Annotated in this window: 11 protein-coding genes; 3 read left to right on the top strand and 8 right to left on the bottom strand. The window is 35.1% G+C overall.

What is annotated here, in order from left to right:
* Positions 1 to 68: 68 nt before the first annotated feature.
* Genes ACYVFA_RS08965 through trpS form a run of 3 tightly spaced genes read right to left on the bottom strand, consistent with a single transcriptional unit; the run spans position 69 to position 2,060 of the window.
* A complete protein-coding gene (locus tag ACYVFA_RS08965; protein WP_460471482.1) occupies positions 69 to 494 on the bottom strand; it encodes a DUF2147 domain-containing protein in 426 nt (141 codons plus the stop codon).
* 26 nt (positions 495 to 520) lie between these two features.
* A complete protein-coding gene (locus ACYVFA_RS08960) occupies positions 521 to 1,084 on the bottom strand; it encodes a phosphatase PAP2 family protein (RefSeq protein WP_460471481.1) in 564 nt (187 codons plus the stop codon).
* A 1-nt stretch (position 1,085) separates the two neighbouring features.
* Positions 1,086 to 2,060 carry a tryptophan--tRNA ligase gene (gene trpS, locus ACYVFA_RS08955; protein ID WP_460471480.1) on the bottom strand — a complete coding sequence of 325 codons (975 nt, stop codon included), beginning with the start codon at positions 2,058 to 2,060 and terminating at the stop codon, positions 1,086 to 1,088.
* A gap of 62 nt (positions 2,061 to 2,122) precedes the next feature.
* Between trpS and ACYVFA_RS08950 the strand changes: the two genes are divergently transcribed.
* Entirely contained in the window at positions 2,123 to 2,791 is a 669-nt protein-coding gene (locus ACYVFA_RS08950; protein WP_460471479.1) for a DUF2461 domain-containing protein, read from the top strand.
* A gap of 2 nt (positions 2,792 to 2,793) precedes the next feature.
* On the opposite strand, the gene ACYVFA_RS08945 is transcribed toward ACYVFA_RS08950, so the two are convergent.
* The 5 genes from ACYVFA_RS08945 to ACYVFA_RS08925 all read right to left on the bottom strand — a co-directional run bounded on the left by ACYVFA_RS08945 (position 2,794) and on the right by ACYVFA_RS08925 (position 9,826).
* Positions 2,794 to 3,987 (bottom strand): aspartate aminotransferase family protein, encoded by a 1,194-nt coding sequence (locus tag ACYVFA_RS08945; protein WP_460471478.1) that lies wholly within the window; start codon positions 3,985 to 3,987, stop codon positions 2,794 to 2,796.
* A 376-nt stretch (positions 3,988 to 4,363) separates the two neighbouring features.
* Positions 4,364 to 5,089, bottom strand: coding sequence for a LytR/AlgR family response regulator transcription factor (locus ACYVFA_RS08940; protein ID WP_460471477.1), 726 nt, complete (start codon positions 5,087 to 5,089; stop codon positions 4,364 to 4,366).
* Between the two features lie 140 nt (positions 5,090 to 5,229).
* Positions 5,230 to 6,258, bottom strand: a complete 1,029-nt coding sequence (locus ACYVFA_RS08935; RefSeq protein WP_460471476.1) for a sensor histidine kinase — start codon at positions 6,256 to 6,258, stop codon at positions 5,230 to 5,232.
* A gap of 266 nt (positions 6,259 to 6,524) precedes the next feature.
* Positions 6,525 to 8,069, bottom strand: coding sequence for an MFS transporter (locus ACYVFA_RS08930; protein ID WP_460471475.1), 1,545 nt, complete (start codon positions 8,067 to 8,069; stop codon positions 6,525 to 6,527).
* Between the two features lie 38 nt (positions 8,070 to 8,107).
* Entirely contained in the window at positions 8,108 to 9,826 is a 1,719-nt protein-coding gene (locus ACYVFA_RS08925) for an alpha-amylase family protein (RefSeq protein ID WP_460471474.1), read from the bottom strand.
* A 186-nt stretch (positions 9,827 to 10,012) separates the two neighbouring features.
* Between ACYVFA_RS08925 and ACYVFA_RS08920 the strand changes: the two genes are divergently transcribed.
* Together ACYVFA_RS08920 and pgmB are read left to right on the top strand one after the other, a co-directional pair.
* A complete protein-coding gene (locus ACYVFA_RS08920) occupies positions 10,013 to 11,890 on the top strand; it encodes a glycoside hydrolase family 13 protein (RefSeq protein WP_460471473.1) in 1,878 nt (625 codons plus the stop codon).
* A gap of 133 nt (positions 11,891 to 12,023) precedes the next feature.
* A complete protein-coding gene (pgmB, locus tag ACYVFA_RS08915) occupies positions 12,024 to 12,674 on the top strand; it encodes a beta-phosphoglucomutase (RefSeq protein ID WP_460471472.1) in 651 nt (216 codons plus the stop codon).
* Positions 12,675 to 12,683 lie beyond the last annotated feature (9 nt).

The raw sequence follows: 12,683 nt of genomic DNA, 5'->3' as shown, positions 1-12,683 counted from the left end.
TTTGGCCTTAGATTGCATAAAAAACTCCCTTATCACTAAGGGAGTTTTTTGTTATATAGTATTCTTTATTAATCTGCTTTCGTAAAATGCTCAGTACGGCCAATAATTGACAAACCGATGAAACCTCTTACATCTAACTTAGTAGGGCTGGTTAATGTCATTTTACAAGAATACGTCTTACCATTTTTTGGGTCGTAAACTTCTCCATCTTCCCATGTATCTTTATTAACCTGTTTAAAATTTTTAAGATTTACTAAACCAATCAGAGGTGTGGTTCTTAATTTTTCATCAGGGTTTTGTTTATCGGTTCGTGGCTTACCTCCGTCATTCGGTTCTTTTAGCCATACAATTTTTCCAAAGTATTTATCGCCTTGTTTAAAAAACTGTATTTTACCACTTTTCTCCTGATTAAACCAAGTACCTTGGGTAATATCCTGAGCAAAAGAAAACTTTGAAAGTAAGAGTAAAACGACAAATAAAGATAGTTTTTTCATGTGTTAATTTGAGAAATCCCTCAGTTTTAAGTTAGTAATGATTGATTGATTTTTTTGATAACAAAATAGATGATAAGGGTTACAAGCATACCCACAATGGCTCCAACTATTAAATCGGTTGGATAGTGTACCCCTACATATATACGACTATAAGACACTAAAATTGCCCATAAAAAAAGAAAATATTTCCATTTTGTATCCTTTTCGCTTATTAAGACAAATGCCAGAGCCAAGGCAAAACTGTTAGCGGCATGACTTGATACAAAACCGTATTGTCCCCCACATCCTCCAACTACATGTACTAGATTTTCAATAGCAGGGTCATGGCATGGCCGAAATCGTATGAAATAGGGTTTCATTATTCCTGAGGTAATTCGGTCTGCTAATCCTACTGAAGCCACAATAAAAAAAAGCTTATACCAAGCATTCTTTCGGATAATCAATAGAATATAATAAATCAGGAAAAGGTAAAGGGGTATCCATGTAAATCGATAAGTAACCCAATACATAATTATATCCCAGAACGGTGAATGAAAGCTATTCAACCACAGGAACCACTCGTATTCAGCATATCTGACACTTTCAATCATATTAATTAAAACCTAGTGCGTTTCTGACATCATCAATAGTTTTTCTGGCAATTTCTCCAGCCTTCTCCTCTCCTTCTTTTAGCTTTTTCTCAAGTGCCTCATTATTCTCAATATAATAATTATAAAGCTCTCTTTCTTTCTCAAATCTTTTTAAGATGAGTTCATAAAGAGCTTGTTTGGCATGACCATAACCAAAGCCACCGGTCAGATAATTTTGGCGCAGGGTTTCTGTCTCAGCCTCAGAAGCCATTAAAGCATACAGCTTGAAAGTGACATCAGTATCAGGATTTTTAGGTTCTTCTAGAGGAGTACTGTCAGAAATAATTGATTTAACTGATTTCAATAATTGCTTTTCAGGTAAAAAGATATCGATATAATTATTATATGATTTACTCATTTTTGAACCATCAGTACCTGGAATAACCATCACACTCTCATCAATCAATGGCTCTGGTAATTTAAAAACATCTCCATAAGTTCTATTGAAGGCAGAGGCTATATCTTTTGACATCTCCAGGTGTTGTTTCTGATCTTTACCAACAGGAACGAAATCAGCATGATATAATACAATATCTGCCGTCTGTAATACAGGGTAAGTGAACAATCCTGCATTTACATCAGATAATCTATCTGATTTATCTTTGAATGAGTGCGCATTGGCAAGCATCGGATATGGTGTCTGGCACGACAAATACCATAAAAGCTCTGTGTGGTAAGCCGCCAGACGTGACTGTCGGTAGAAATAGTTTTTATCGGCATCAAAACCGCAAGCAAGCCATGCAGAAGCAACGGCGCGAGTATTCTCAGCCAATGTCAGTGGATTTTTAACTGCGGTTAATGAATGTAAATCTGCAATAAACAAAAAAGATTCCGTGTCCTGTTTTTGAGAAAGCTTCATTGCAGGTAAGATAGCGCCTAAAATATTACCTAAGTGCGGGCGGCCAGTAGCTTGTATACCTGTCAGAATTCTTGTCATAAAATTTTGATAATTGTTACGATAATATGATGTAATTTGAGGCAAAAATAGACAAATTAATAATGCTTACTCAACATACACTTCAATTTTTAAAAAATCTGGAAGAAAATAATAATAGAGAATGGTTTCAGGAACATAGAAAAGATTACGAAACGGCAAAAGCCACTTTTGAAGAACTATGTCAGGAAATTCTAGGTGGTTTATCTAAATTTCAAGAAGATTTGGTGAATACAAAGGTTAAGGATTGTATCTTCAGAATCAACCGGGACATACGTTTCTCAAAAGACAAATCACCTTATAAAAAATTCTTTTCAGCAGCTTTTGGACCAGGTGGCAGGTCATCAGGCAGAATTGATTTTTTCCTTCAGATTCAGCCTGGTAATCAATCAACGCTGGGAGGGGGAATGTGGGAGCCAACCGCCACCCATTTAGCCAAATTCAGACAAGAAATTGATTATAATCCTGAACATTTAAAAAGGATTATTGAGGACGAAAATTTCAAAGCCTATTATCCTAATATCTCTGGAGAAAAAGTAAAGAATATGCCTAAAGGCTATTCAGCAGATCACCCCGAGATAGAATTATTGAAATACAAGCAATTATTCTTCTATCATAAATTTACAGATAAGGAGGTGCTTGCCAAAGATTTCGCGCAAGAGGTTATCAAAGGCTGTCTGATTCTAAAACCTTATTTAGATTATCAGAATGAGCTTTTTTATGATAATCTATGAAACTATTCAATACTAGCCAGAATAATTTCACACGCCTGTTTTATCTCATCTTCTGTAATCATTAATGGCGGAGCTATCCGCATGGAATTATCACAATATAAAAACCAGTCAGTAATAACACCTCGACTAATTGCCCTATCAATAATAGGCTTCAATATCTCAAAATCATTAAACTCAACGGCCATCATCAAACCTTTATTCCGGACTTCTTTAATTTTCGGATGAACTAGTAGTTCTTTGAAAAGATCAGCTTTTCTATCAACCTGAGCAGTTAAATTATCATCCAGAATCGTGTTAAGAGTTGCCAATGACGCAGCACAGCTTACAGGATGGCCGCCAAAGGTAGTTATATGCCCCAGAATCGGATTATCTTTAAAAACAGACATAATTGCTTGCGGCGCTATAAAAGCGCCAATGGGCATGCCGCCACCCATGCCTTTAGCACATAATAAAATGTCGGGTACAACTTCATATTGTTCAAAAGCCCAGAATGTACCTGTCCTCCCAAATCCAGATTGGACTTCATCAAATACTAATAATGCTCCCACATCCTCACAACGCTTTCTTAATTGTTTTAAATAAATAGGATTAGCCGGACGAATACCTGACTCTCCTCCCACTGGCTCAAAGAAAACCGCAGCAGTATTTTTATTTATTTTCTCTAAATCCTCTAATTGGTTTCGATGAATCTTAACAATTGAGGGGATTAAAGGCCGGAAGTTTCTCTTAAAATGTTCATCTCCTAAAGATAAGGCACCTTGTGTAGAACCATGATAGGAGTTGTAACAAGAAACGATTTCAGTCCGACCAGTGAAGCGCTTTGCAAGTTTCATAGCTCCTTCTACAGCCTCTGCACCTGAATTGGTAAAATATACATTATCTAATGTTAATCCAGACGGAGCTTTAAAATTCGCTAAGGTTCTTGCCAAAGCTTCAGCCAGCTGAACTTGAGGTTGCTGGATATATTCACCATAAACCATTAGGTGCATATATTTATCCAGTTGTGCCTTAATTGCATTCATAACATTCGGATGACGGTGGCCTACATTACTTACTCCGATACCCGAAATTAAATCCATATATGTTTCACCATTCTTTCCATATAAATAAATGCCCTCAGCTTTCTCAATTTCAAGAGCTAATGGGAAATCAGAAGTTTGTGCAATATTTTGTAAGAAAATTTGTCGATGATTCATTTTGATTAAATTCTAAAGATTAATTTTTGGCACAAATTTGAGATAAAAAAAACTCGCAAGCAAAGCTCGCGAGTTTTACGTACTAACCTATTATTTATGAGTAGATATTTACTCCAAATTCCAAAATCCTTACATACTTTCTGATTCAGCTATATTTGTTTAAACAACAACGTGTTTAAAGCTCACCATCTAGCTGAATTCTCCACTTTCATCCGAGAATTGAAATTCTCAAATCTCTTTTACACTGTATGCAGGAGAACTCCTTTTGATATTCTATATTATATAGACGTAATTTATTTCAAAAGGGATGCACAAAATTAAGCATATATGTACCTTCGAGAAAATACTTTCGACAAAACACCGGATTTTTGCGACGTTATTTACCCCCAATTCTTCGCATTAACTCTTCTGAAAATTGCTCACTAACAGGTATTTGGTGGGTACCTATGCTTATTTTAAGGTTCCTGATAGATTCAATTTTATTGAGGGAAACAATGAAAGATTTATGAACACGCATAAATGGAAGTGTCGACAATTTTTCTTCAATACCTTTCATTGTCATACGTGTGATAACCGGGCGGCTTTGAGTACCCAGGTAAATTTTGATATAATCTTTCAAACCTTCTATGTAGAGAATATCGTTGTATCGGATTTTTACTAAAGAATATTCAGCATTTACAAAAAAATGTTCCTCCAACACTACAGGAGCAGGCACCTGCTGTGGAATATTTTTTAATTGGTATAATTCATGGGCTCTATTACAAGCTTTCAGGAAACGCTCAAACGATACAGGCTTTAAAAGATAATCAATGACATTCAGTTCAAAGCCCTCCAAAGCAAACTGCTCATAAGCAGTTATAAAAATAACCATCGGGTTTGTTACGAGGCTTTTCAAGAACTGTACGCCAGTAATACCGGGCATTTGTATATCTAAAAAAAGCAAGTCAATCTGACGAGATTCAGCTTTTTCTTTCTGAATTAACTGTATAGCTTCAAAAGCATTTCTACATCGTCCGACAAGATCTAAATAGGGAACCTGTCTGATATTGTCTTCTAATAAATCTAACGCAAGTGGTTCGTCATCAATGGCTATACAACGCATAATATTAGGGTTTTCTGGTTTTCAGATGAAAATTCCGCACAAGAAACGAAAATTTCTCTAAGTAATCATAATACAAACCTATTGAAATTAAAATGAATATTAAATCTCTTATTGATGTAAAATTAAATAAGTTATAAGTTTTAGGCTACTTGTCTTAAGTTTAATTTCAACTCAGTGATATAATAATTTTCATTTTCTTCTACATTTAAAGTATGTTGATCAGGATAAAGTAGCTCTAATCTTCTTTTGACATTAGTAAGTCCTATGCCTGAAGCACCATCCTTTACTTCCTGAATATCCGTATTAAACTTATTTGTTACCTTAAAAAACAGTTGATTTTCAACCGTTTGCAGCTCAACCCTGATAATAGGTTTTTCTATCATACCTACACCGTGCTTAAATGCATTTTCAACGAATGGTATCAATAACATAGGTTCTATATTCTTACTGAACGTTGGTGCTTTCACTGTAAAATCAATATCAACATAATCACCAAATCTCAATTTTTGTAAGTCAATATAGTTTTGAAGATATTTTACTTCATTGTCCAGTGAAATCTGTTTATCGTCTTTTTCATAAAGCATATATCTCAATAAATCAGACATTTTTAATAGAACCGGCTCCACCAGATTTGACTTTTTCCTGTTCAGTGCTACCAGACTATTTAGTAAATTGAACATAAAGTGTGGGGAAATCTGTGAACGCAAGAAAGAAAGTTCGGATTTCAAACGCTCATGTTCATTATCCCGTTTGGTACTCTGCTGTCTTTGGTAATCGGTAAAGAAACTATACGATGCACTGATGCCGAAGATGTACAAATATTGAATAAAGCTATTGAGATAAAAAAGTGCCTGATTATTAATATCATTTCCTACAAAATAAGTCCTTGCTGCATACCTTCCAACTAATAACACAGCAATTGTCAGGATCAGATATAAAAAATAGCGGAATGGTTTATTTTTATAGACCTTAGGAAAAAGATATTCGGAATGTAAATAGAATAGCAAAACGGATGAAAATGATACGTATGTCCAGTAATATGGGTTGGTAATAGCAACAGTCTGCGGTTTTGATGTATCACGCTGAATAGCGTTTAATACTGGTAAAGCAGTGTAGCCAAACCATAGAATGATATGAAGAATTGGATATAAATACCTATTTTTAAACATTTGTTCGGGTTTTCAATACAATTTATAATTAATTAAGTATACAGAAATACTTTTAAGATAAAGTAGTAGTGGAATAAGACCATTTTTAAAATTGTATAGACCTACAATTTTTTCGTATTACAGCATTATTTATGAAATTTATATAGCTAAATGCGCTACTTTAAGGATAAAAATCACAGAAATATTTATAAAAAAGCCATATACCGAATGATGGTTTTCAATATATGGCCATCCGGATTTAATACTATGGTAAAACAATTAAAGAATTAATCATTATCTTCAACTCTGAGTGCTAGTAATCCTGCTAAAATCATCGATGCTCCACCTAAAACAAGGGTATGCAAGGTATTAGCTCCAAAAACTTTCATCGTAAAGAAACCTAGTATTGTTGCTGCAACAATTTGCGGGATTACAATAAAGAAGTTGAATACGCCCATATAATATCCCATTTTATTTGCGGGTAAAGCCCCTGAAAGGATTGCATAAGGCATTGAAAGTATGCTTGCCCAGGCGATACCAACCATTCCCATAGAAAGAATAATTAATTGAGGATTGGTCACAAATGAAATTGAAATTAAGCCAATGCCACCTATAATCAAACAAATCATGTGTGTTACTTTACGATTGGTTCTTACAGCAATGAGTGGGATTATAAACGCAAACAAGGCAGCAACTCCGTTTCGGACACTCGAACAAACATTCAGCCAATCGGCCCCATCATTATACTCGTGTTTTACTCTTAGCAATTCACTTATTTCTTCTGCACTAAGAATATTTTCTTTATTTTCTTCAAAATAGTTAGCGAGATTAATCGAAATAGTGACAGGATTCTGGTTAGCCCTGTATTCATTTATTTCGTTAATATCTGCCTGCAAAGATTTGAATATTTTAGATTCTTTGTTATCCAATTGTGATGATTGCAATTTGGCTTGTAAGGCTGTCTCCATTTTGGTTACAAGAGCCTTTTCTACTTTCATATTGTATATGGTACTCGTAACAGCGTTGGTACTGTAAATCCACATAGCGAAAAGTCCAAACCATGTAAAAAATTGTACAACTGCCAGTTGAGCCATTGTTTTAGGCATTTTGAAAATACCTACAAAAGTTTCCTTAAAGCCATCCATGAAACCGGCCTCTTTCACTTCTTTTTTAAATGCCTCCATATCTTCTGGAGGGAATTCATCAGTTGTGAAAACTGTATAAAATACTGCTGTAATGAAGGCTATTCCACCAATATAAAAGCTATATTTCACAGAATCCGGGATTTCTCCAGCCGAGGCCGTATTGCTAAAATGAAACCAGTTAGTAAACATCCAAGGAAGCAAGGCGGCTATGACTGACCCCACTCCTATAAAGAAACTCTGCATAGCAAAACCTGTTGTTCTTTGCTTAGAATTGAGTTTATCACCTACAAATGCTCTAAATGGCTCCATTGAAATATTTATAGAAGCATCAAGAATCCAAAGCATACCGCCTGCTACCCAAAGCACTGATGAATTTGGCATAACAAAAAGCGCTATCGTAGCTAAAATGGCTCCGATAAAGAAAAATGGTCTTCTTCTTCCCCAATATGGATGCCAGGTGCGATCACTTAAATACCCGATAATTGGTTGTACAATCAAACCAGTTACAGGAGCAGCAATCCAAAGTAAGGGAATTTCATCTTTATTTGCACCCAAAGTTTCAAAAATACGACTCACATTCGAGTTCTGTAATTCGAATCCAAACTGGATACCAAAAAATCCGAAACTCATATTCCAGATCTGCAAGAATGAAAGAAGTGGCTTGCCTTTATTGACATTCGTCGCCATTATGTAAAGGGTTTATATAGGTTAAAGGGCTGATTTTGTTACTTTATTTCAAAAATCAAAACTGTATTTTTAGGAATCTCCACTTTTATTTTGTCAGTACTTTGGTCAGCTAAAACCAACTTATTGCCAAAAACTCCTTTAAAGGTATGCTTTTCTGATGGCTCTAATTTCATCATTTCCCAAGCACCTATCGGAATATTAACTGCAGTCGAATATGAATTTTCCAAGTCAAAGTTGCAAATAAACAACAATTTTTGTTTTTCAGTGAATCTTAAATAACTAAATATTTTGAGATCGTTATAATTTTTTGATTGACCACTTTTGTTGACATATTGTAAATCGAAGAATTGTCCATTCTGAACGGCATCGCTATTATTCACAAATTTTAATAAATCAGCATAAAATTTCCGAATCTTCTTTTGCTCCGGTGTCATTTTACCCCCATCGTATTTATGGTCGTTTACCCAATTCTGAAATTCTGGCACTCCCCAATAATCAAAAATAGTTGTGCGCCCATCATCACCACTAAAACCTTCCGCCACATTTGGATTCACACCTAATTCCTGCCCAAAGTATAGCATAACTGGTCCTGAATGCAAAGTGGCGCTCACAATCATTGCTGGAACTGCCTTAAAAGCATCCCCCACAAAGAATTTTGAGCAGATACGATGTTCGTCATGATTTTCTAAGAAGCGTATCATATGATTGGCGAAATTACCAGATTCATTCTGCCAAACCTTCGTGATATCATTTGCATCACCCCCACCCTGCATCAATCTTCTCAAACCATCATATAAACCTACTTTATCGTAGAGATAATCAAATTTCCCTTCATTAATATAAGACCAATAAGCTGCTGGATTATAGATTTCTGCAATGAAAATGACATGAGGATTTATTTTTTTTATCTCAGGGATCACCCAACCCCAGAATTCTTTCGGTACCATTTCAGCCATATCACATCTGAAACCATCTACACCTTTAGTTGCCCAGAAAAGCAATATATCTCGCATTTTCATCCATGTATTAGGCACAGGATCAAAGTAATGAGTTCTATTATCCAGATAATCTACACCATAATTTAGCTTTACCGTTTCAAACCAGTCATTAATACTAGGATTTGACATAAACACATCATTTCCAGTTGCTTTTGCTGGATTTTCTATAAATGGTTCGGTAGCTTTTACGGGTGGGTTTACATTTTCAGGAACTATAAATTGCTGCCCCTCTATATAATAAAAGTTATTATTGACAGCAAAACTTCTCGATTTATCATCATCTTCGCCTAAATCTCGGACACCTGTGGGTCTAACATCAGAATGATAATGGCGAGCTACGTGATTCGGCACAAAATCTATAATGACTTTTAAATCGTTTTTATGACTCCTCTGAACCAAAGCCTCAAACTCTTTCATTCTGTTTTTTACATTCACTGCCAGATCAGGGTCAACATCGTAATAATCTTTTACAGCATAGGGTGAGCCGCCTATCCCTTTAACAACTAAAGGATTATCTTTCGGAATGCCGTATTTAGAGTAATCAGTCATGGTTGCGTGTTCTATTACACCTGTATACCACACATGCGACACGCCAAATTTTTTCAATGCCTGTAAGGCCGCATCATTAATATCATTAAATTTCCCACAGCCATTTTCTTTAATAGTGCCATTGAATTTGTTTGTGGTTTTCGTATTTCCAAATAGCCTTGTGTAAATCTGGTACACCACCATTTTATCCGTGTACTTTTCAATTTTCATTTTTTCTTTGGTTATTTTAATTGGGGTTTGCGCTATTGCTATCTGACAAAACAATATCAGTACAAAGCATATTTTCTTATACATCTGATCCTAAGATTAAAGTGTTTTCAAATCTAATGAGTATTTTTTTATGAAAAAAAACTTTGTTTGTGTTATTTTGCCTCATTAACGAATCACTTTAACTCAATGAAAATATACGTAAAACCTATTATTCTTGTTTTTGTCCAACTATTATTATTTATAGAACTTTTTGGACAAAAACCTGACATTCAGCGTATCAACCCTTCAAACTGGTGGGTAGGCATGAAAAATCCCAATCTCCAAATCTTACTTTATGGCAAGGGAATAGCAACACAAAAACTCATCCTTCAACCCTATGCCGGCGTAAAAATTAAAAAAATAAATAAAGTAGAAAATCCGAATTACCTATTTGTTGATTTAGAAATTGCCAAAGCAACTAAAGCTGGGAAACTAACATTTACCCTTAGCAGTGGTACAAATATTACTAAAGTTGATTATGAACTAAAAACTCGCTCAGCTAAACCACAAGCGGTAACACAAGCCGATGTAATCTATCTGATTATGCCTGACCGTTTCTCAAATGGAGATGAGTCGAATGATAAATTTCCAGAAATGATTGATAATAATTCAAACCGAAAAAATCCCTGGTTGAGACACGGAGGAGATTTACAAGGAATAATCAATCATTTAGATTATTTTAAAGAATTGGGTGCCACCACACTTTGGCTTACTCCTGTAATTGAAAATAATCAGCCGGTTACCAATGAGGGTGGGACTATGCGTAGTGCCTATCATGGTTACGGATTTACCGACCACTATAATGTCGATAGACGTTTAGGTGGTAATGAAGCTTATCTGAAATTAATCAATGAGGCTCATGCAAATGGACTCAAAGTAGTTCAGGATGCCGTTTATAATCACGTAGGAATCAATCACTGGTTTTTAAAAGATATGCCCTCAAAAGACTGGTTGAATCAATGGGATACTTACACCAATACTTCGTATAAAGATCAGCCTTTATTTGATATTCATGCTTCAAACTACGATAGAAAAGTTACCGTAAATGGTTGGTTTGTGCCTTTTTTACCGGACTTAAATCAGAAAAATCCTTTTCTGGCAAACTTCTTGATCCAACACGCCCTCTGGACGATTGAATATTTTAACATTGATGCCTGGCGCATTGATACCTATATTTATAATGATATGGAATTCATGAATAAATGCAATAAGGCAATCCTGGATGAGCATCCGAATATGCTATTATTTGGAGAATCAGCAGTAGGCTCAGTTGTCAGTCAGTCGTATTTCACTAAAAATAATTATAATATTCCGTTCAAATGTAATCTACCATCTAGTTGTGATTTTCAGGTACAAAATGCGATTAATACTGCTTTGAATGAAAAATTTGGCTGGAGCGAGGGAGTAAATCGGGTTTATCAGGTAATTGCACAGGATATGGTTTATCAGAACCCTGAAAGATTAGTACCATTTGTAGAAAACCACGATAGTGACCGATATTTCTCGGTAATTGGTGAAGACTTTAATAAATACAAAATGGGATTAACCTGGCTATATACTTTACGAGGCATTCCGCAGATGTATTATGGTACCGAAATCCTGATGAAGAATTTTAAAAACCCAACAGATGCAGAGGTTCGCAAAGATTTTCCGGGTGGATGGAAAGAAGATAAAGAAAACAAATTTGCAGCCAGTGGAAGAAACGAGAAGGAGAATGAGGCGTTTGAATGGAATAAGAAACTGCTGAATTATCGCAAAACATCAGAAGCAATTACTAAAGGGAAAATGATGCAGTTTCTGCCATTTGACGGAATCTATGTATACTTCAGATATACTGATAAGCAACGCGTAATGGTTATCAGTAACTCAAATAATGTACAAAAAGAAGTAAATACTCAGAACTTTGCTGAGATATTAAAGACTTCTCAATCTGCTAAAAATATCATGACAGACGAAACCCTAAATGATATAAAAACAATCAAAGTTCCTCCTATGACAGCCTTGGTATTAGAAATTAATAACTAAACACGTTAAAAAATACATTTCAGAGCAATTTTCTATTCAATGAAAATTGCTCTTAGAAAAACTATTAGTTAATTTGTAAAATCACGCTAATTTCAATTACTATCAAGTGTGATAATAACTACCAAAGAAAAACATGATTAAAGCATTTTTATTTGATTTAGATGGTGTCATTGTTGATACTGCCATTTATCATTATCAGGCATGGAAACAGATGGCCAATGGTTTAGGTTTTGATATTTCAGAAGAATTCAATGAAAAACTAAAAGGTGTCAGCCGGATGGAATCATTAGATATTATTCTGGCCCACGGCGGAGTTGAACTAAGTGACGAGGAAAAATTATCTTTAGCGACAAAGAAAAACGAAAATTACCTCAATTTAGTAAGCAAAATGAGTCCAGAAGATATTCTACCAGGAGTAAGTGACTTTTTTGTACAGGTAAAAAAAGAAAATATTAAAACAGCTTTAGGTTCAGTAAGTAAAAACGCGAGATTGATCCTGGAAAGAATTGGTATGCTCGATGATTTTGATGCTATTATAGATGGCACAAAAATAGCGAAAGGTAAACCAGATCCAGAAGTATTCTTAAAAGGCGCACAAGAACTAAATGTTTCCCCAAATGAGTGTCTGGTTTTTGAAGATGCTGTTGCGGGGGTTGAAGCTGCAAAAAAAGGTGGTATGAAAGCCGTAGGCATTGGCAAAAAAGAAGTTTTAACAAATGCAGATATAGTTTTGGAAAACCTGTTAGGTGTTGATGTTCATGAATTACTAGCGAAAGTTAATTAATTAAATGAT

Source organism: Emticicia fontis (assembly GCF_054779675.1).
The sequence above is the reverse complement of the archived record's forward strand: the minus strand, read 5'-3'. Positions and strand labels throughout refer to the sequence as shown.